The organism is Streptomyces sp. NPDC004667, assembly GCF_040609475.1.
In the GTDB taxonomy this organism is placed as follows: Bacteria; Actinomycetota; Actinomycetes; order Streptomycetales; family Streptomycetaceae; genus Streptomyces.
Genome location: NZ_JBEXKC010000070.1, coordinates 22,999 through 41,664 on the forward strand (window position 1 = coordinate 22,999; position 18,666 = coordinate 41,664).

Annotated in this window: 23 protein-coding genes; 7 read left to right on the top strand and 16 right to left on the bottom strand. The window is 74.5% G+C overall.

Annotated features, from left to right (window positions below):
* Positions 1-14 precede the first annotated feature (14 nt).
* The 4 genes from ABZW32_RS30055 to ABZW32_RS30070 all read right to left on the bottom strand — a co-directional run bounded on the left by ABZW32_RS30055 (position 15) and on the right by ABZW32_RS30070 (position 3,422).
* Complete coding sequence (locus ABZW32_RS30055) at positions 15-437, bottom strand: hypothetical protein (protein WP_356221750.1); 423 nt, start codon at positions 435-437, stop codon at positions 15-17.
* 76 nt (positions 438-513) lie between these two features.
* Entirely contained in the window at positions 514-1,707 is a 1,194-nt protein-coding gene (locus ABZW32_RS30060) for an amidohydrolase (protein ID WP_356221752.1), read from the bottom strand.
* 102 nt (positions 1,708-1,809) lie between these two features.
* On the bottom strand, positions 1,810-2,541 hold the full coding sequence (locus ABZW32_RS30065) for a GntR family transcriptional regulator (protein ID WP_356221755.1): 732 nt from the start codon (positions 2,539-2,541) through the stop codon (positions 1,810-1,812).
* A 134-nt stretch (positions 2,542-2,675) separates the two neighbouring features.
* Positions 2,676-3,422: a DJ-1/PfpI family protein gene (locus tag ABZW32_RS30070; protein ID WP_356221758.1), complete on the bottom strand. Its 747-nt coding sequence runs from the start codon at positions 3,420-3,422 to the stop codon at positions 2,676-2,678.
* Between the two features lie 303 nt (positions 3,423-3,725).
* Between ABZW32_RS30070 and ABZW32_RS30075 the strand changes: the two genes are divergently transcribed.
* From ABZW32_RS30075 to ABZW32_RS30085, 3 genes are read left to right on the top strand one after another with little or no spacing between them, the layout of a single operon-like run.
* Positions 3,726-5,402, top strand: a complete 1,677-nt coding sequence (locus tag ABZW32_RS30075) for an FAD-dependent oxidoreductase (protein WP_356221761.1) — start codon at positions 3,726-3,728, stop codon at positions 5,400-5,402.
* Positions 5,399-6,856 (top strand): ATP-binding protein, encoded by a 1,458-nt coding sequence (locus ABZW32_RS30080; RefSeq protein ID WP_356221763.1) that lies wholly within the window; start codon positions 5,399-5,401, stop codon positions 6,854-6,856. Before ABZW32_RS30075 ends, ABZW32_RS30080 begins: the two co-directional genes overlap by 4 nt.
* A complete protein-coding gene (locus tag ABZW32_RS30085) occupies positions 6,853-7,206 on the top strand; it encodes a UBP-type zinc finger domain-containing protein (RefSeq protein WP_356221766.1) in 354 nt (117 codons plus the stop codon). Before ABZW32_RS30080 ends, ABZW32_RS30085 begins: the two co-directional genes overlap by 4 nt.
* A gap of 61 nt (positions 7,207-7,267) precedes the next feature.
* Here ABZW32_RS30085 and ABZW32_RS30090 read toward each other — a convergent pair whose 3' ends face one another.
* Entirely contained in the window at positions 7,268-7,504 is a 237-nt protein-coding gene (locus ABZW32_RS30090) for a chaplin (protein ID WP_280919666.1), read from the bottom strand.
* Between the two features lie 194 nt (positions 7,505-7,698).
* Positions 7,699-8,166 (bottom strand): ATP-binding protein, encoded by a 468-nt coding sequence (locus ABZW32_RS30095; RefSeq protein ID WP_356221768.1) that lies wholly within the window; start codon positions 8,164-8,166, stop codon positions 7,699-7,701.
* A gap of 366 nt (positions 8,167-8,532) precedes the next feature.
* On the opposite strand from ABZW32_RS30095, the gene ABZW32_RS30100 reads away from it, so the two are divergent.
* Entirely contained in the window at positions 8,533-8,880 is a 348-nt protein-coding gene (locus ABZW32_RS30100) for an STAS domain-containing protein (RefSeq protein WP_356221771.1), read from the top strand.
* Positions 8,881-8,917: 37 nt separating this feature from the next.
* On the opposite strand, the gene ABZW32_RS30105 is transcribed toward ABZW32_RS30100, so the two are convergent.
* From ABZW32_RS30105 to ABZW32_RS30140, 8 genes are all read right to left on the bottom strand, one after another.
* Positions 8,918-9,424 (bottom strand): hypothetical protein, encoded by a 507-nt coding sequence (locus ABZW32_RS30105; protein ID WP_356221774.1) that lies wholly within the window; start codon positions 9,422-9,424, stop codon positions 8,918-8,920.
* Between the two features lie 92 nt (positions 9,425-9,516).
* Positions 9,517-10,449 carry a 2-dehydropantoate 2-reductase gene (locus ABZW32_RS30110; RefSeq protein ID WP_356221776.1) on the bottom strand — a complete coding sequence of 311 codons (933 nt, stop codon included), beginning with the start codon at positions 10,447-10,449 and terminating at the stop codon, positions 9,517-9,519.
* Complete coding sequence (locus tag ABZW32_RS30115; RefSeq protein ID WP_356221779.1) at positions 10,446-11,459, bottom strand: DMT family transporter; 1,014 nt, start codon at positions 11,457-11,459, stop codon at positions 10,446-10,448. The genes ABZW32_RS30110 and ABZW32_RS30115 overlap by 4 nt, the downstream gene beginning before the upstream one ends.
* A 79-nt stretch (positions 11,460-11,538) precedes the next feature.
* Positions 11,539-12,279, bottom strand: coding sequence for a helix-turn-helix domain-containing protein (locus ABZW32_RS30120; protein WP_356221782.1), 741 nt, complete (start codon positions 12,277-12,279; stop codon positions 11,539-11,541).
* A gap of 105 nt (positions 12,280-12,384) precedes the next feature.
* Positions 12,385-12,945 carry a hypothetical protein gene (locus ABZW32_RS30125; RefSeq protein ID WP_356221785.1) on the bottom strand — a complete coding sequence of 187 codons (561 nt, stop codon included), beginning with the start codon at positions 12,943-12,945 and terminating at the stop codon, positions 12,385-12,387.
* A gap of 39 nt (positions 12,946-12,984) precedes the next feature.
* On the bottom strand, positions 12,985-13,659 hold the full coding sequence (locus ABZW32_RS30130; protein WP_356221788.1) for a YoaK family protein: 675 nt from the start codon (positions 13,657-13,659) through the stop codon (positions 12,985-12,987).
* 109 nt (positions 13,660-13,768) lie between these two features.
* On the bottom strand, positions 13,769-14,155 hold the full coding sequence (locus ABZW32_RS30135; protein WP_356221791.1) for a VOC family protein: 387 nt from the start codon (positions 14,153-14,155) through the stop codon (positions 13,769-13,771).
* 50 nt (positions 14,156-14,205) lie between these two features.
* Complete coding sequence (locus ABZW32_RS30140; RefSeq protein WP_356221794.1) at positions 14,206-14,613, bottom strand: hypothetical protein; 408 nt, start codon at positions 14,611-14,613, stop codon at positions 14,206-14,208.
* 106 nt (positions 14,614-14,719) lie between these two features.
* Between ABZW32_RS30140 and ABZW32_RS30145 the strand changes: the two genes are divergently transcribed.
* Positions 14,720-15,280: a histidine phosphatase family protein gene (locus ABZW32_RS30145; RefSeq protein ID WP_356221797.1), complete on the top strand. Its 561-nt coding sequence runs from the start codon at positions 14,720-14,722 to the stop codon at positions 15,278-15,280.
* A 167-nt stretch (positions 15,281-15,447) separates the two neighbouring features.
* Complete coding sequence (gene sigJ / locus ABZW32_RS30150) at positions 15,448-16,398, top strand: RNA polymerase sigma factor SigJ (RefSeq protein ID WP_356221800.1); 951 nt, start codon at positions 15,448-15,450, stop codon at positions 16,396-16,398.
* Between the two features lie 63 nt (positions 16,399-16,461).
* Here sigJ and ABZW32_RS30155 read toward each other — a convergent pair whose 3' ends face one another.
* Complete coding sequence (locus tag ABZW32_RS30155) at positions 16,462-16,971, bottom strand: cupin domain-containing protein (protein ID WP_356221803.1); 510 nt, start codon at positions 16,969-16,971, stop codon at positions 16,462-16,464.
* 109 nt (positions 16,972-17,080) lie between these two features.
* Here ABZW32_RS30155 and ABZW32_RS30160 point away from each other — a divergent pair, with 109 nt between their 5' ends.
* Positions 17,081-17,983 carry a LysR family transcriptional regulator gene (locus ABZW32_RS30160; protein ID WP_356221806.1) on the top strand — a complete coding sequence of 301 codons (903 nt, stop codon included), beginning with the start codon at positions 17,081-17,083 and terminating at the stop codon, positions 17,981-17,983.
* A 20-nt stretch (positions 17,984-18,003) separates the two neighbouring features.
* On the opposite strand, the gene ABZW32_RS30165 is transcribed toward ABZW32_RS30160, so the two are convergent.
* Positions 18,004-18,561, bottom strand: a complete 558-nt coding sequence (locus ABZW32_RS30165) for a pyridoxamine 5'-phosphate oxidase family protein (RefSeq protein WP_356221809.1) — start codon at positions 18,559-18,561, stop codon at positions 18,004-18,006.
* Between the last annotated feature and the right edge of the window lie 105 nt (positions 18,562-18,666).

Genomic DNA, 18,666 nt, shown 5'->3' on the forward strand with positions numbered 1-18,666 from the left:
CGGCGCCGGCCCGGTCAGGCGGCCGTGAAGAAGGTGTCGGGCACGCCGTCGAGGATGAACCCGTTGTCGAAGCGGACGCGGAGCGTCACGCGCAGCCGCTGCCGCCGGTAGGCGGTCCACTCGGGTTCCAGGGCCGCGATCTGCTCTTCGAGCCGCTCCCTGCTCTGCGCGGGCATGTCCCGGCCGAAGGAACCGAGCAGCGACGCGAGCCGCTCGTACTCGCGGGCCCCCTGGCTCGGCCGGTCGTGCTCGGCCACCCGCACCACGGTTCCCGGCGTGCCCGCCGCCAGCCACAGGGACCCCACGGCGCCGCATGCCGCCGCCTCGTCCCCGGGGCGCTCTTCCCGGCCGTCCGCCACGGCGTCCGTGATCGCGACGCCGTCGCTCAGCCTGGTGTCCGCCGCCAGCTCGACCCGCAGGCCCTCGTGGAACGTCATCGGTACGTCATCCCTCGGTTCGGTGCACGCTGCCCGCAACCCCGGGCGGTGCCATTATCCGTACCGGACCCGGACGTCACGTCCGCCGGCCGGCCCCCACCAGGGCGCCGTCCCGGGCCACGATCCGGCCGCCGCGCACGACCACGTCGCGCCGCGGCACGTCGACCACGGCCTGGGGGACGCACTCGCCCTCGACGAGCACGAAGTCCGCCGGGGCACCCGGGGCGAAGTCCGCGTGCGCCAGTCCCATCACGTCGGCGCCGCCATGGGCGGCCACGGTGAAGCAGGACGTCAGCTCCTCGTCGAGACGGGCGTCCGTGGTCCAGCCCAGGAGGTGTGCGCGGTGCAGCATGTCGGCGTTCCCGAACGGACTCCAGGAATCGCGGACCCCGTCCGAGCCCAGGCCGACGCGGACGCCGTGCTCCCGGAGCCGGGCGACGGGCAGGACCAGGGACTCGCTCGGGGCGACCGTCGTCAGGGCGATGTCCAGGTCGGCCAGATCGGCGGCCGTCGCGTCGAGCTCGGGCCCGGACAGGAACGGCAGGCAGAAGACGTGGCTGACCGTCACCTTCCCGCGCAGCGACAGCGCCCGGGTGCGCTCGACGACGGCCCGCAGGACGCGCGTGCCCTTCTCGTCCCGGTCGTGGAGGTGCAGGTCCACGCCGACGCCGTAGCGGTCCGCGAGCCCGAAGACCAGGTCCAGCTGCTCGTCGAGGGCGTGGTCGAAACCGATCGGGTCGATGCCGCCGATCAGATCGACGAGGCCGCTGCGCGCCGCGTCCTCCAGCAGCGCGGCCGTGCCCGGGGCCCGGACCACACCGTGCTGGGGGAACGCCACGATCTGCACGTCGAGCGCACCGGCGAGGCGCTCCCGGGCCTCGGCGACGCCCTCGACACCGGCCAGGCCGTACGCGGGCGCCACGTCGGTGTGGGCCCGCATGGCCCGGGTGCCGCGCGTCACCGCGTGCGCCATCAGCCCGTACGCGCGCTCGCCGACCGGGCGGGCCTGCGCCCGGTGGAGCTCCACGTCCTGGTCGCAGTAGCCGGCGATCCCGGCCGCCGGACGGCGCGACACCCAGCCGCCGCCCCAGCTCGTCTTGTCGGGGTGGATGTGCGCGTCGACGAGCGAGGGCAGCGCCATGCGGCCCGCGCAGTCCACCACCTCGGCACCCTCGGGCGCGGGGGCGCCGGAGACGCGGCCGTCGACGACCACCAGGTCCACGGGCCGCCCCACCCCGAGGGGACGTACGTCGCGGAAGACCACGGACATGGGGGCTCCTTGGGGCAGGGGGAGGGCTGGTGGCCCTTTTGTATACCAACGAAGGACCGGCTTACAAGAATCCCCGGACCGAGACCCGGGAGAACTGGGCCCTCAATCCGTCTTGGTATACAAACTGGTATCCCCGAAGAGCGACTGCAATGCCACGGAGCGACTGTCGCGCACGTGCAACAGCGTGCTCGCGGCAGCGGCCTCCTCGTCACCCGCCGCGATGCGCCGGAAGATGTCCGCGTGCTGCGCCCGCATGTGCCCCGGCTCCGCACGCAACCCGAAGAGCAGACGGAGCTGCCAGTCGAGCTGCTCCATCGTCCGCGCCAGCAGCGGATTGCCGCTCAGCGCCACGATCCGCTCGTGGAAGGCGGCGTGCTCGGCCACCTCCCGAGCCCCCTCGTCCGCCGTGGCCGCCCGCTCGGCCCCCTCCAGCGAGGCCCGCAGGGCGGCCAGCCCCGCCGGCTCCCCGGGGAGGGCCGAGGCCACCGCCCGGGCGGCGAGCCGCGACGCCTGCACGGCGAGCGGCTCCCACACCTCGTACAGCCACCGCACGTCGGCCCGTTCCAGCCGGCGCACGCGCACCCCGCTGTGCGGCAGCAGCTCCAGCAGCCCCTCGGCGACCAGGGCCCGCAGCGCCTCGCGCACCGGGACCCGCGACATCCGCAGCTCCTCGGCGACCTCCCGCTCCACCAGGCGCGAGCCCATCGGGTAACGGCGGTCGACGATCCGCTCCCGCACCGCCTCCCGCGCCCGCGCGCTCAGCGACGTACGCGGCGCCGGGGCACGCCCCTGCGCCGCGGGCTCCCGCCCCGATGCCGCTCCGCCGCCCGCCATGCCCACCCGTCCTCCGCTCGCCGTGCCCCGGGCGAGGATACGGCCCGGACCCGCCGGCTCACCCGCCGCCGGGCCCGCCGCCGTTCCCGGGACGGACCCCGGGACCCCGGCGGCGGCCCGGCCGGTGGTCGCGCCTACCGGGACGACCACACCGTGCCGCGGGCCTCGTACTCCAGCATGGCCTCGACCCCCGTCGCCGCGTCGGCGCCCAGCTCGCGGCGGACGAGCCACAGGGCGAGTTCGAGCCCCGAGGTGATGCCCCCGGCCGTCACCAGATCGCCGTCGTCCACGACCCGCGCGTCCTTCAGTACGCCGCCCTCCCGCTCCAGGTCCGGGCGCGCCCTGTGGTGGGTGGTGCAGGGCCGGCCCCGGGTCAGTCCGGCGGCGGACAGCAGCATGACGCCCGTGCACAGGGCGCCGATGGTGAGCCCCGGACGCGGTGCCTCGCGCAGCGCCCGCGTCAGGACGCCGCGCCGGATCTCGGCCCACACCCCGGGATCCTCGCGACGGGCGTAGCCGCCGCCCGGCACCACCACGACGTCGGCCTGCCGCGGGTCCCAGCCGTGCTCGACGCCGACGCGCGTCCCGTACGACGCCCGGACGGAACAGGGGCGGGACGCGGTGACGTAGCGGACCTCCACCAGCCGGTCCGTGAAGAACCGGGCGGCCGAGAAGACCTCGTACGGGGCGGCGAAGTCGAGCTCCTCCACCCCGTCGAACATCACGATGTGCACCCTCCAGGGCTTCGCGCCCCCGCCCCCGCCCCCGCCCCCGGCCGCGGAGGCGGCCGGGGCCCCCGCGAGCCCGGCGACCCCCGAGAACGCTCCGGTGGCACCCAGGGCGGTCGACGCCCGGAGCACGTCCCTGCGGTTCACGCTCATTGCGGCACTCCTCTGTACGGTTCGCACGGATCAGAGGGGCGATCGGACCACGGCCCCGTCGAAGGGGTCGGGAGCAGCGGAGCACGGGTTCCCGAGGACCCCTGTGGCGCGCCCCACACCGCGCCCCCCGGCCCGCGCCCAGGAACGCCCCCCCCCGCACCGTCCGCGACCCGGGACCCACCCGCCGTACACGGTCCGTGGCGTCCCACGGCGAACCGGGACGATCGAACATACGATGGGCGCAACCGGCGCGGGCGGCTCGCCGTGCCGCCGGACCGGGACGCTCGGGTGGGTGGGAGACGTATGGCAGAGGCCGCCGACACAGCACGGACCGTCATCCTGACCGTGGACGACGACCCGGGAGTCTCCCGCGCCGTCGCCCGCGACCTGCGCCGGCGCTACGGCGCCACGTACCGCGTCGTACGCGCCGAGTCCGGGGAGTCGGCGCTGGAGGCGCTGCGCGAGCTGAAGCTGCGCGGCGACCTGGTGGCCGTCATCCTGGCCGACTACCGCATGCCGCAGATGAACGGCATCGAGTTCCTCGAACAGGCCCTCGCCGTCTACCCGGGCGCGCGGCGCGTCCTGCTGACCGCCTACGCGGACACCAACGCGGCGATCGACGCCATCAACGTCGTCGACCTCGACCACTACCTGCTCAAACCCTGGGACCCGCCGGAGGAGAAGCTCTACCCGGTCGTCGACGACCTCCTCGCCGCCTGGCGCACCAGCGACTACCGGCCCGTGCCCGCCACCAAGGTGGTCGGACACCGCTGGTCGGCGCGCTCCTCCGACGTGCGGGAGTTCCTGGCCCGCAACCAGGTGCCCTACCGCTGGTACTCCTCCGACGAACCCGAGGGGCGGCGCCTGCTGGAGGCCGCCGGGGCCGACGGGGAGCGGCTCCCTCTGGTGATCACCCCGGAGGGCTCCGTGCTGATCGAGCCCGAGGCGGCCGAGCTGGCGGCCCACGTGGGACTCGCGACGACGCCGGCCGCCGAGTTCTACGACCTCGTCGTCATCGGCGGCGGTCCGGCCGGCCTGGGCTCGGCCGTGTACGGCGCCTCCGAAGGGCTGCGCACCGTACTCGTCGAACGGTCGGCCACCGGCGGACAGGCCGGGCAGAGCTCCCGCATCGAGAACTACCTCGGCTTCCCGGACGGCGTGTCGGGCGCACAGCTCACGGACCGCGCCCGCCGCCAGGCCGGCCGGTTCGGAGCCGAGATCCTCACCGCCCGCGAGGTCACCGGGCTGGAGGTCAACGGCGCCTCGCGCGTCGTCCGCTTCTCCGACGGCACGGCGGTCGCCGCGCACAGCGTCATCCTGGCGACCGGCGTGTCCTACCGCCAGCTCCACGCACCGGGCTGCGACACCCTGACCGGCTGCGGGGTGTACTACGGCTCCTCCCTCACCGAGGCCGCCTCCTGCCAGGGCCATGACGTCTACATCGTGGGCGGCGCCAACTCCGCCGGACAAGCCGCCATGTACCTGGCGCGGGGCGCGAAATCGGTGACCCTGCTGGTACGCGGCGACTCCCTGAGGGCCTCCATGTCCCACTACCTGATCCAGCAGATCGAGGACGCCGCGAACATCACGGTACGCACCCGGACCGTCGTCGACGAGGCCCACGGCGACGGGCACCTGGAGCAGCTGACGCTGCGCGACGTGGACACCGGAACGACCGAACTCGTCGACGCCCAGTGGATGTTCGTGTTCATCGGCGCCGCCCCGCTCACCGACTGGCTCGACGGCACGGTGCTGCGCGACGAACACGGCTTCATCCTGGCCGGGCCGGACCTCACCCCCGACGGACGGCCACCCGCCGAGTGGGAACTGGACCGGCCGCCCTACCACCTGGAGACCAACATCCCCGGCGTGTTCGTGGCGGGCGACGCCCGCGCCCAGTCCGCGAAGCGCGTCGCGTCCGCCGTCGGAGAAGGAGCCATGGCCGTGATGCTCGTCCACCGGTACCTGGAGCAGTCGTGAGCGGCCGGGCCGTGCCCTGCGCCCCGCAGGAGATCGCCACGCTCTTCCTGTTCGAGAAGCTCACCCCCGAGCAGCTCGGGAGGCTGTGCGCCGAGGGACGGGTCGAGTGCTTCGACCCCGGCCCGGTGTACACCGAGGGCGAGCCCGCCACCTGCTTCTACGTCATGATCGAGGGCACCGTCGTCCTGTACCGCCGGGTCGGCGCCGACGACGTGGAGGTGAGCCGCACCTCCCAGCGCGGGGTGTACTCCGGCGCCATGCAGGCCTACCTGGGCGACCGGGTCCCGCAGCTCTACACCAACTCCATGCGCGTGACCGAGCCGACCCGGTTCTTCGTCCTGCCCGCGCAGTCGTTCGCCGACGTCATGCGGGAGTGGTTCCCGATGGCCGCCCACCTGCTGGAGGGACTCTTCTTCGGCTCGAAGAACACCCAGCGGGCCATCGGACAGCGCGAACGGCTCCTGGCCCTCGGCTCGTTGTCGGCCGGCCTCACCCACGAGCTCAACAACCCGGCCGCGGCGGCCGTCCGGGCCACCGCGACCCTGCGGGAACGGGTCGGCAAGATGCGGCACAAGCTGGCCGTCATCGCCCAGGGCCCCTACTCCCGCGAGGCACTGGCCGAGCTCATCGACATCCAGGAGCGCACCGCCGAACGCGTGGCCAAGGCACCGGTACTGAGCCCCCTGGAGGCGTCCGACCGGGAGGACGAACTCACCGACTGGCTCGAAGAGCACGGCATCCCGGAGGGCTGGCGGATCGCACCGACCTTCGTCCAGGCCGGACTCGACACGGACTGGCTGGAACAGGTCGCGGCCACCGTGGCCGAGGACATCCTGCCGGGTGCCATCGGATGGCTCAACTACACCGTCGAGACCGAACTGCTGATGGACGAGATCGACGACTCCACCACCCGCATCTCCCACCTCGTCGACGCGGCCAAACAGTACGCGCAGCTCGACCGGGCCCCGCACCGGCCCGTCGACGTCCACGAACTCCTCGACAGCACCCTGCTGATGCTGTCGGGCAAGATCGGCAACCGCATCCGGGTGGTCAAGGACTACGACCGCTCCCTGCCCGACGTGCCCGCCTACCCGGCGGAACTCAACCAGGTGTGGACCAACCTCGTCGACAACGCCGTCTTCGCGATCGGCAGCACCGGCGGCGACGGCACCCTGACCGTCCGCACGGCACGGGAGGGCGACCGGCTGCTCGTGGAGTTCCGCGACACCGGCCCCGGCATCCCGGCCGACGTCCGCGGCCGCATCTTCGACCCCTTCTTCACCACCAAACCGGTCGGCGAGGGCACCGGGCTCGGCCTGGACATCTCCTGGCGGATCGTCGTCAACAAGCACCACGGCAGCCTCCAGGTCGAGTCCGCGCCGGGCGACACCCGCTTCCAGGTACTGCTGCCGCTGACCACCCCGGAACCCGAGACCACCGAGGAGCCCGTATGACCGGCATCGAAGGAATCGACCCGAGCGTCCCGCCCACCGGCACCGGCTGCGCCGACTGCGACGCGGCGGGCGGCTGGTGGTTCCACCTGCGGCGCTGCGCCCAGTGCGGCCACATCGGCTGCTGCGATTCCTCACCCGCCCAGCACGCCACCGCCCACTGGAAGTCCAGTGGCCATCCCCTGGTGCAGAGTTTCGAACCGGGCGAGGACTGGTTCTGGGACTACGACGGGGCCGAGCTGTACACCTCGGGCCCGGACCTCACGCCCCCGGTCGCGCATCCGGCGGACCAGCCGGTACCGGGCCCGGCAGACCGGGTCCCCCAGGACTGGACACGGCTGCTGCACCGCTGAACCCCGGCCCCGGGGGCCGTCGGGGCGCGGACGGGCCCGCGCACCGACGGCCACGCCGCGATCAGGTGTTGATGCAGGTGTTGCCGGCGGCGGGGTTGAGGGCACCGATGAGGTTGATGGAGTTGCCGCAGAGGTTGATCGGGATGTGGATGGGCACCTGGACCACGTTGCCGGAGAGGATGCCGGGGGAGCCGACGGCGAAGCCATTGGCATCGGCATCGGCGATGGCGGTGCCGGTGGCGCCGAGGATGCCGACCGCGGCGAGGGCGGCGGCGGCGATGGCGGTACGGATGCGCATGTCACTCCAAGGTCGATGACGGAACGTCGAAGCAGGATCACACCGCGTGCGGAGGCCTCCCGTCGGGCATTCACCCGACCCGGGCGTGTTGCGCGGATCCGGGTGACGCGTCGGCGCGCCGGGCGCCCCGGAGCCGGGCAGGGAGCGCCCCCATCCCCGGCCCGGGACCGGGCAGAGAGCGCCCCCGCCCCCGGTCAGCGTCCCGCGGGCCTGCCCGAGGTCAGCCGGGACGCCTCGATCTCGGCCCACACGGCCTTGCCGTCCTCATGGGCGCGGGTGCCCCAGCGATCGCAGACGCGCTCCACGATGTACAGGCCGTGGCCGCCCGGGAGGCCCGGCCGCGGGGCGGGCTGGCGCAGGGGAGGCGTCGTCGAGCCGTCGAAGACCTCGACCCGCAGGAACTCGCCTCCCGTGAGGGCGAGTTCGGTGCAGCCCCCGGCGTGCAGGGACGCGTTGGCCAGCAGCTCGGAGACGACCAGCAGGGCGTCCTCGGAGGTCTCCGTCCCGTCCCAGCCCCAGTCGCGCAGCGCCCGGCGCGTGAAGTCGCGGCCCTTGGCCACATGGCCCCGGACACCGGACAGGGCCAGCCGGCGGCGCTGCCGCACGACGAGGGGAGGCCCGGTGGGCAGCGCATCGCCGGTCGCCGTGCCGATGGTCTCCATCGTGCCCTCCCACCCCCACCCGTTGACGTCGGCCCCGGACGTCTCGTGTACCCCCCGCGCCCGGGAACATCCGGGAATGCCGGTGACAGTGTAGGGGACCACCGGTGTCAGCGGGTGGCCGTGCGCATCCTCAGTGTGAGGCCGCCGTCCGAGGCGTGGTCCTCGCCCGGCCCCGCGGCATCGCCCGCCGCCCGGACTTCCACCTCCCGCACGGCCGTTGTCGCACACCTCCTCCAACAGCCCTGCGGGCAGGCGCCGTCGGGCCGCCGGAGCCGGCCGGCCCCGGCCCTCGGTGCCCTCGTCGGGCCGATGAACAGGCATACTCGCTCCCGGGGGGCCTTACAGGTGACGATCCGGGAGGCGTACATGGCCGGGGCACGGGACACGGACCACGACGGCGTGGTGGCGGCAGGCCGCGCGGCCGGAGCCGGATGGGTGGTGACCGCGCGCGGGGAACTCGACCAGGACACGCTGCCCCCTCTCCGGGAGGCGCTCGTCTCCGCCGCCGACCGGTATCCGCTGGTGGTGCTCGACGCCGCCGGCGTCACCTTCGGCGACTCGTCGTTCCTCAACCTGCTGCTGCGGGTGCACCGGCTGACGACCCTGCGCATCGCCGCCCCCGGTGATCGGCTGCGCCGCCTCTTCGCCCTCACGGGCGCCGACACGGTGCTCTCCCTCCATCCGGACGTCGAGGACGCCGTCGGCGGGCCCTGACCGGGCACCGCCGGTTCCGGTTCCCGCGCGGGGTTCCTCAGTAGCGCAGCGCCGTGCCCGTCCGCGCCGTCACCGTGCCGGACAGCTTGTGCGTGCTGCGGGCCGTGCCCTGCCCGGTGCCCTTCCCGGGGACGTCCGTCACCGTCACCACCACCGTGTCCAGGAGGTTGCCGGCCTCGTCCCGGAACTCGACCTGCACCGCGAAGGACTTCTCGCCGTCGTCGGTGTTGCTCACCGTCACCGGTACCGTCGTGTACCCGTTGCCTTCGGTCGCGACCGGGCCCAGGGCCACCTGCTCCTTGGCGTTGACCCCGTCCTTGACCTCGGCCAGTTTGTCCTTCGCCACGGCCGCCGCGGACTGGGCGGCCTTCCCGGCCTCGGCGGCGGCCGACGAGACCGCCTCGCCCGCCGACCGCACCGCCGCGGCGGCGCTCGACACGGCGTCGGACGGACTGCCGCCGCTGTCCGAGCAGCCCGCGGCGCCGCACGCCGTCACCGACAGCAGTACGGCTGCCGCACCGCGCCTCCACGCGTCCGCCGCCACCACGCCTCCAAGGGGTTCGGGGACTCCCAGTCAACGGCCCGGCGGCCCGGATGCCCAGCGGTCGGGGCATCCGGGTGACGGCGGGCCCGCCGTCACAGGGAGCGGGCCGCCGCCAGACGGTGTTCGTGGACGCGCAGGTGGAGGGTGGCGAGGTCCAGCAGGGGAGTGGACACGCCCAGCGCGCGGGCGCGGTCGGTGAGGTCGGTCAGGACGTGGTCCGCCTCCGTGGGGGCCCCGGCGACGAGGTCACGGTAGAGGGAGGGCGTGAGCGGGGAGCCGGGTGCCGTGACGGTCGCCCCGGTGAAGGCGAGTTCGGCCTCGGGTACGGGGTGCCCGGCCGCGCGCGACACCGCCGCGGCCTCGGCCAGCAGGGCGGGGCCGAGCGCGGCGCCGCCGGGAACGGCGTTGATCTCGCCGACGGTGCCGCGCATCAGGCAGGTCAGGGCGACCAGGGTGGAGATGAACACCCACTTGTGCCACATCGCCGCGACGATGTCCTCGGTCGCCGGTGAGTCGATTCCCGCGTCGGCCAGGACCGTGCGGATCCCGTCGACGCGTCCGGAGGGCCGGGCGTCGGTCTCGCCGGTCAGGATGACCGCGGGCGGCGCCATGCGCAGGATGTCGCCCTCCGCGTTCAGGGTGGTGACGACCTTCGCGACCCCGCCGAGGACCGCCGCGTCCCCCAGGGCCGCGACGAGCGCGTCGAGGTGGGCGATCCCGTTGAGCAGGGGGACGACGGCGGTGTCCGGGCCGACGGCGGGCGCGATGTCGGCCAGCGCGGCGTGCAGGGCGGTCGCCTTCACGGACAGCAGGACCAGATCGTAGGGCCCGCCCGGGGCGTCGGCCGTCACCAGCCGCGGCGCCAGGTGGATCTTCTCGCCCTGGCCCTCGACGCGCAGGCCGCGGGCCTCCAGGGCCTTGGCGCGCGCGGGCCGGACCAGGAAGGAGACGTCCTGGCCCGCCGTGGCGAGCCGGGCGCCGAAGAAGCCGCCGACGGCGCCCGCGCCGACCGTGAGGATCCTCATGAGGACTGCCTTTCGTGGGAGGGGATGTGGGAAGGGGCGTGGGAGGGAACGCGGGTGGGAACGTGGGTGGCGAGGGGAGCCGGACCGCCGCCGTGCTCCGGTTCCCTGCGCGGGGAGCGGGGCACGTAGCGGGAGACCGCCACCCCGGCCAGGCAGAGCGCCCCGCCGAGGAGGGTCAGCCAGGCCGGCACCTCGCCCAGCAGGGCCCAGCTCAGCAGGACGACCACCGCGGGGACGGCATAGGTCGTCGCGCCCAGCTTTCCGGCGGGCATCCGCGCCAGGGCGTAGGTCCACGCGGTGAAGGCGAGGGCGGTCGGCACCACGCCCAGGTAGACCATGTTCAGCGTCGCGGACACAGGCGCCCGGGGCAGTTCCGTGAGCAGCCGGCCGCCGAAGGGCAGGCAGGCCACGGTTCCGGTCAGGCAGCTGAACGCGGTGATCTGCAGGGGTGTTCCGTGCGAGAGCGCGGGCTTCTGGGCGATGACTCCGGTCGCGTAGGCGACCGCCGCGAGCAGGCAGAGCACGACCCCGAGCACCGGGGTGGAGCCGGCGTCGCCGGACGACATGGAAAGGCCCACGACCACCGCACCGGCGAAGGACACCGCCATGCCGGCCAGCAGCCGCGGAGGCAGCGCCTCGCCGAGGAACCGCGCCGCGAGCAGCGCCATGAGGATGGGGCCGGTGTTCACGAGCAGGGACGCGGTCCCCGCGTCGACCAGCCGCTCACCCCAGTTCAACGCGACCGTGTAGCCGCAGAACCACACGACGCCGGACAGCAGGATGCCGGGCAGGGCCGCGCGGGGCGGCAGGCCCTGACGGCGTACGAGGAGCAGGACGGCCAGGGTCAGCGAGGCGGCCAGCAGCCGGCCGAGGGCCAGGGCGCCGGGGGAGTAGGCGGCGCCCGCGCTGCGGATGGAGACGAAGGCCGAGGCCCAGGCGAACACGGTGAAGGAGACGGCGCCGACCGTGAGGAGGCCGGCGGGGAGGAGGGGGCGGGAGCGGGACGTCATGCGCCCACCCTAGAGGCTCAACATTTCGGTGTCGACCGAAATATTGATGGACAGGGGTTCGGCCCCGCCGGCAGGCGGCTCAGCTCCATGCGTCGGGTGTGATGCCCAGGAGCTCGGCGAAGGCCCGCTCCCCGGTCGAGGTCACCTCCAGCGCCCGCCCGCCGCCCTCCGGGTGCACCACCCATCGCCCCTCCAGTGCCCGCGCGTGCAGTCGCGCCCCGGCCAGGCCGCCCAGGTGGCGTCGCCGCTCGGTCCAGTCCAGGCAGGAACTGACCTGCGGCCTGCGCCCCTCGCCGGTGAGGTCGACGCCGGTCGCGGCGCACCAGGCCCGCCCGTCGTCCGTCAGCTCGAACACGCCGTCCGTGCGCAGCAGCCCGCGCCGCTCCATCGCGTCGGTCACCGCCATGCCGAGCCGCCCGGCGAAGTGGTCGTAGCACGTCCGGGCGCGGGCCAGCGGGTCGGGCGCGGCGACCACCGGGACGGCGTGCGCCGCGTCCCGGTCGGGGATCGCGTACGAGGCGAGCGCGTCGACGAGGCGGGCGGTCGCCGCGTCGGCGATGCGTACGTAACGGTGCCGGCCCTGCCGCTCGGTGACGCAGATGCCCGCGTCGAGCAGCCGGACCAGATGGCCGCTGACGGTGGACGGGGCCACGGCGGTGATCCGGGCCAGCTCGCCCGCGGTCCAGGCGCGCCCCTCCAGCAGGGTCATGCAGATGGCGGCCCGCGTCTCGTCGGCCAGGGCGGCGGCGAAGGCCGCCAGGAGGGCGGCGGGGGCCGGAGTGCCGTCCGGAGGCGGCGTACCGAAAGGCAATGCGTTCATCCGTCCAGGATGCCCCATCGCTTCGGTATTCGCCGAATGATCCGGTGCTCCCGGAGGCCGAGGCAGTGCTCCCGGACCGGCTGCCCCGCTCCGTGCGGCGGGGCATCAGTGCCCGGCGGCGGCCTTGACCAGGGCCACGGACAGGCCGATCGCCGCGTCGAGGGCACCGGCCAGCAGGGCGATCGTCGGACCGCTGCCCATGCGGACCCCTCCGTACCACCCCCAGCCGAAGAGGCTGGCGACGTTCACCCCGGCGGCGGCGTACAGGGCCGTCGTCAATTCCATCACGCCCAGGGCGGCCGAGCAGATGAGGATCAGCGGGCCGGCCGCGGACAGCAGCAGCGGGCTGCCGACCCACAGCATGCGCCGCAGCTCCGCGCCGGTGGCGAGCCGGCCGTGGACCACCCGGTGGGCCTGCTGGTCGGCGACGAGGCTCGCCAGCCACAGCCCGACGGCCGCCGTGAGCACTGTGGCCGTGGCGCCGAGGACGTCGACGTGCTCGGACGCGGCCAGGCCGATCACCACGGAGATCATCGTGATGGTCGCGTACAGCCGTTCCTTCAGCCGCGCGGCGGACGCCTCGGGCGTCGCGATGGCGGCGGTGGTGGTGGCGGGCCGGTCGGACCCGGCGTCGTGCCCGTCGTCGCCGACGTCCTCGAGACCCATGGCGGAAGCCTAGACCAACGGGTCCGCCTCCTGCGGGGTTCAGGCCCCGGAGCCGCCCGCCCTGCCCGCCACCGTGGCGACCGCCGTCAGCAGGACCAGTACGAGCGCCAGTACCCACCCCGGCCCGGGCCCGGAGTGCAGCAGGCCGCCGACGAGGGCCCCGCAGGCGAGCACCGCCACCGACAAGGCACGCCGGGGCGCGGCCGGCCGCCAGGGGTCGGCGGCCAGACCCGTCAGCGTCCGCGTGACCACGGTCGTCGTCAGATCGGGCAGCCCGAGCCGGTGCACCACCGCGTTCTGCAGCCCCATCCCGGCCGCCAGCGGAACGAGGACCGGGTACCGGCCGAGGTCCCACCCCAGAGCCGCCAGCGCCACCGCGACCAGCACCGCCTGCCCGGCCACCAGCGGGGCGAACAGCCGGACCGGCGGCCCGTCGCGCCGCCACCACCCGCCCGCCGCGGCTCCGCCCAGGAACGCGGCCAGGGCCGTCGCGGACGCGGTGGCCGACAGCCCGGCCGCACCGCTCAGCGCGAAGCCGAGGAGGACCACGTTGCCGGTCATGTTCGCCACGAACACGCGGCCGAGACCGAGGAAACTCACCGCGTCGACCAGACCGCTGGCGAACGTCAGCACCAACAGCAGCGGCCCCAGGTGCGCGTGGACGTGCCCCTCGGGGAAGAGCCACCCCCTCGGCAGGCGCCGTTGCGCGCTCACCCCGTGCCCCTCCGGTAGGGCCTCGCGTCGGCGTCCATGCCCACCAGTGGATCATCCGGGCACGGGAGCCGCGACCGGCGCGTGCCCCGCCGCCGTGCCCCGAGGCCGCTCAGGGGCGAAAACGCAGCGGGTGGTCCGCGGGCACCTCCACGACGGCGATCCGTACGCCGTCCGGGTCGGCGATCCACATCTCGATCAGCCCCCACGGCTCGCGCACCGGGGGCCGCAGCACCCGCGCCCCCCGGCCGCTCAGCTCCTCGTACGCCGCCCGGACGTCCGCGACCTGCAGCCACAGGCGCAGTGCGGGCGCGGGCGGTTCGTCGGCGCGGCCCGACACCTCCAGGAAGCCGCCGCCGAGGAAGTAGACCGTGCCCCGCTCGGGACCCGTGCCGAACTCGCGGTAGACGGCGAGACCGAGCGTGTCGCCGTAGAAGGTCCGCGACCGTTCGGGATCCGTGGGACGCAGCAGAACGCGGCTGCCCAGTACGTGCACCATGCTCCGGACTTCCCTTCGCTCATCCGTGCTCCCGAGAGCCCGGTACGCCCCTACGGCCCCTCGTCGTAGGTGCCCGCCTCGATTTCGAGGGCAAGTTCCTGGAGGACCTCGATCGAGGAGAGGTCCGTACGGCCGTTGTCGTGCGCGATCGCCAGGCTGGTGAACGCCAGGCTGAACCCGGAGACCATCGTGTGCAGGGCCGGGCCCAGGGCCTGGGCCACCAGGGCCGCCACCTGCTGCGGGGAGGCGTCGGAGGGGACGCTGATCGACGGCAGCATTTCGTTCAGCAGCGTCGTGGCCACACCGGCCGTGGCCGCCGGACCGTCCCGGTGGCCGCCCTCGTGGCCGTTCGCGGAGCCCTCACCGGTGGTGTCAAGTCCGCTTTCGACGGCCCGGCGGATGTCCTGGGCCTCGGTGAGGATGCCGATCACCCGCTTGAGTACCTCTGCGCGTTCCATCCTGCGCAGCGTAGTCCCGGACCCGTCGAGCGCGTGTGAGGGTGCGCACCTTCGCGGGCCACCGCACCATGACCGTGTACCCGTACCCCGAGCGAAGGAGACGGCCATGCCCTCGGGCCCCGCGCCACACACGACGTCCTCGGCCTCCGCAGGGGCCTTCGGGTGCCGGCTGCTGCTGGTGCGGCACGCCAAGGCCGTGCCGAAGGAGGAGTCGGTCGAGGACGTCGAGCGCGCCCTGAGCGAGAGCGGCAGGGCCGACGCCGCCCGGACGGGCCGGTGGCTGGCGGAGTCCGGGTTCACGCCCGCCCTGGTCCTGTGTTCCCCGGCGCGCCGCACGCGCCAGACCTGGCAGCTGATGGCCCCGGCGCTGGCCGACCCGCCCGACGCCGTGCACGACGACCGGCTGTACGGCGCGGCGCCGAACGCGATGGTCACCGTACTGGCGGAACGGGCGGCGGGGCTCGGGTGCGTGGCCCTGATCGGCCACAATCCCGGCGTGCAGGAGCTGGCTTCGGCCCTGTGCGGGTCCGGCCGGCCCGAACCGCCGAAGGCGCTGGGGGCGGGCTTCCCGACGGCGGGGGTCGCCGTCGTGGACTTCGCGGGCGGCTGGGACGCCCTGACCCCCGGCTCGGGGACCCTGACGGCCTTCTGGGCGCCGGGCCGCTGATCCGCCCCCTCCTCCTGTGGTCTGCGTACCGGCTCCTTCGGACGGCCCCGTACGGGTGATGATCGTCCGAGCGTGACGGACGGGGCGCGTCGGCCTGACGTTTCGCGGCCGTGTTCCGTCGAAGACGGTGAAACGCACGCGGACCGAACGAGGGAGCCGACGAGACCATGACCACCCCATCCCGGCGCGAGCACGCGTCCCCCACCGATCCCGCCCTGAGCGCGATCATGAGCGAGCGCCGGCAGCTGATCAACCTCGCCTACCGCCTCCTCGGTTCCCTGGCCGAGGCGGAGGACGCCGTGCAGGAGACCTACACCCGCTGGTACGCCATGTCCCGCGAACGGCAGGAGGCCATCGAGTCGCCCGGCGCCTGGCTGACGAAGGTGGCCGGCCGCATCTGCCTCGACGTCCTCGGATCGGCGCGGGCGCGGCGCGAGAGCTACGTGGGCGAGTGGATACCGGAGCCGCTGCCCGACCGCGCGGAATGGGCGGCCGGTCGGCCCGGTGACGGCGGGGGATACCCGGCGGACCCGGCCGACCGGGTCACCCTGGACGAGTCGGTCGACATGGCCTTCCTGGTCGTACTGGAGTCGATGACCCCTGCCGAACGGGTCGCCTTCATCCTGCACGACGTCTTCCGCTACCCGTTCGCCGAAGTGGCCGCGATCGTCGGCCGTACGCCGGCGGCGTGCCGGCAGCTCGCCTCGTCGGCCCGCCGCCGCATCGGCGCCGCACCGGCCCCCGTGTCCCCGGCGACGGAGCGGGCGGGCGTCATCAGGGACTTCAAACAGGCGTGGGAGGCCAAGGACATCGCCGCCCTCGTCGCCCTGCTCGACCCGGCGGCCACGATGACCGCCGACGGCGGCGGCCGGGTCGGCGCGGTCCTCCGCCCGGTCGTGGGCGGCGAACGGATCGCCCGGTACATCGTGGAGATGGCCGGCCGGGCACCCGCACCCGGCCTGGACCTCCTGGAACGTTCGGTCAACGGCAGCCCCGGTCTGGTCGCCCGGTACGGCGGTGCCACGGTGACGGTGGCCGCGTTCGCCGTCGCGGACGGCCGGATCACGCACATCTGGGTGGTGCGCAACCCCGAGAAGCTCCGGCCGTGGGGCGCCTGACGGGGCTCCGGGGCGCGGGTCGGCCCGGATCGGGGACATCGCCCGGGCCCCCGGCCGCCGTTGTCAGGCGCGGTCGACGAAGTGCACGTCGTAGCGCTCCTGTTGGGGGAGCAGGTCGTCGAAGGACTGGAGGCCGTGCCGGATGCGGCCGAGCGCCCGGAAGTAGCCGAACCGCTCGACCGCCGGGCCCAGGACGGCCAGCAGTTCGGCCGGGCCGTCCGCCGTGGCGCCGAAGGCGTGCGGCAGACCCGGTGGGACCAGGACCGTGCCCCCGGCGCCGACCGTCTCGACGGCGCCGTCCAGCCGGAACTCCACCGTTCCGGCGAGTACGTGGAACAGCTCCGCCGAGCGGGCGTGGAAGTGCGGCCGGGCGCCGGCCGCGCCGGGCCCCAGGGCCAGCCGGTTGGCACCGAGCGGGGCGCCGTCCGTCAGCAGGGTGAAGCCGCCGCCGTGCGGCAGGGGCACGTACTCGGCGTCCTCCGCCCGGACGACCACCGCCACCGCCGTCGCCGTGGTCGGGTCCGTCTCCGTGGCCGTTCCCGCGCTCCGCTTCCCGTCCGCCGCCATGTCCATGGGTCCTCTCCTCCGCACCGCTCCGACGCCTCCATTCGACCCGGGGAAGAGGCCGCGAACCAGAGCCGTTTGCGCATTGCGGCGATCATCGATCGTGACGAATGGACGCATGAGGGGGAGCGGGATGGAACTGCGGCAACTTCGGTACTTCGTGGCGGTGGCGGAGGAGGGCGGTTTCGCCCGCGCGGCCGAACGGCTCCACGTCGTCCAGTCCGCGGTCAGCCAGCAGGTGCGCCGCCTCGAACGGGAACTCGGCCTCACCCTCTTCGAGCGGTCCACCCGGCGGGTGTCCCTCACCGTGGCAGGCGAACGGCTGCTGCCCGAGGCGAGGGCCGTGCTCGACGCCGCCGGGCGGACCCGGCGCGTGGCGGCGGACCTGGCCTCCGCCGGCACGGGCACCCTCCGCCTGGGCACCGTGCGCGGACCGGGGCAGCGGGTCTACCGGCTCCTGGCCCGGCTGGCCGAACTGGCCCCCGAAGTCCGGGTGCGGGTCAGCAGCCTGACGGTCTGCCAACGACTCGCCGCCGTCCGTACCGGAGCCCTGGACGCCGCCCTCGTACGCGCCCTGCCCGCGGCCCCCGGTCTGGAACTCCTCCCGCTCTGGGAGGACCCCCTGTACGTGGCCCTCCCCGCCGGGCATCCGGCAGCCGCCCTGCCGCGGCCCGCGCTCGGGGACCTGGCGGACCTCCCGCTGCGGCTGGCGGCCCGCGAGCGCAACGCGCCCTTCCACGACCTGGTGACGGCCGCGCTGCGGGCGGCCACCGGCGCCGCCCCGCCGGCCGGTCCGCCGTTCACCGACCTCCAGGACACCCTCACCGCGATCGGGGCGGAAGGCGAGCGGGCCCCCTCCTGGACGGTCTTCTACCGGGTGAGCGGCCTTCCCGAGGTCGCCGGCACGGCCGTTCGCCCGCTGGCGGCCCCGGGCGTCACGACCTCGCTCGCCGTCCTGCCCGGCCCACCGGGCGCCGCCCTGCGCGCGCTCCTGGCGGCGGCGGCCTCGACCGGCGCCTGACGGGGGCGGGGGACCGGCGTTCAGAAGGTCCAGCGCGTGTGGCTGTAGACCCCGTCGTCCCGGCCGAACCCGTACGCCGTGTCCGGAGCCACAGCGAACACCGTCACGTCGCCCCTGCGGAACGCGTCCCCGATGCCGTGGAAGGTGCCCTCGGGCGAGGTGATGTGCGGCCCGTACTTCGCCTCGTACGCGGCGATCACCTCCTCCAGCACCGCCGGCTCGGAGACCGGCTCGGCCTCGCCCTCGACGACGAGGTCGAGCCCCGCGGTGAGCGAGTTCCCTCCGGTGGTCAGCGCGCAGTGCCCGTCACGGGCGAGGTTCTTCGCCTTCTGCTCGTCCGGGCCGGTGGAGAAGTACAGCACGCCGCGGTGCCAGGCGGCGATCACGGGTGTGACGTGCAGCCGGCCGTCGGGCCGGACCGTGGACACCCAGAAGATCTCGGCGGCCTCCAGGTGCCGCTGGGCCTCGGACCATTCGGTGGCGGTGACGTCCTCGGCCCCCGGGCGGGGACGCAGCGCGGAGCTGTAGCGGGCGTCGAGCTCGGTCGTGGGCCGGTTCGAGGGTTCTCGTGTCGACATGGTGGATCTCCTTCCTCACGCCACCAACGACCGTCGCCCCGTACCGCAACCATCGGGCGCCCCGACACCACCCTCCTGGCGCCCTCCTGACCCCGCCGCCTCCGG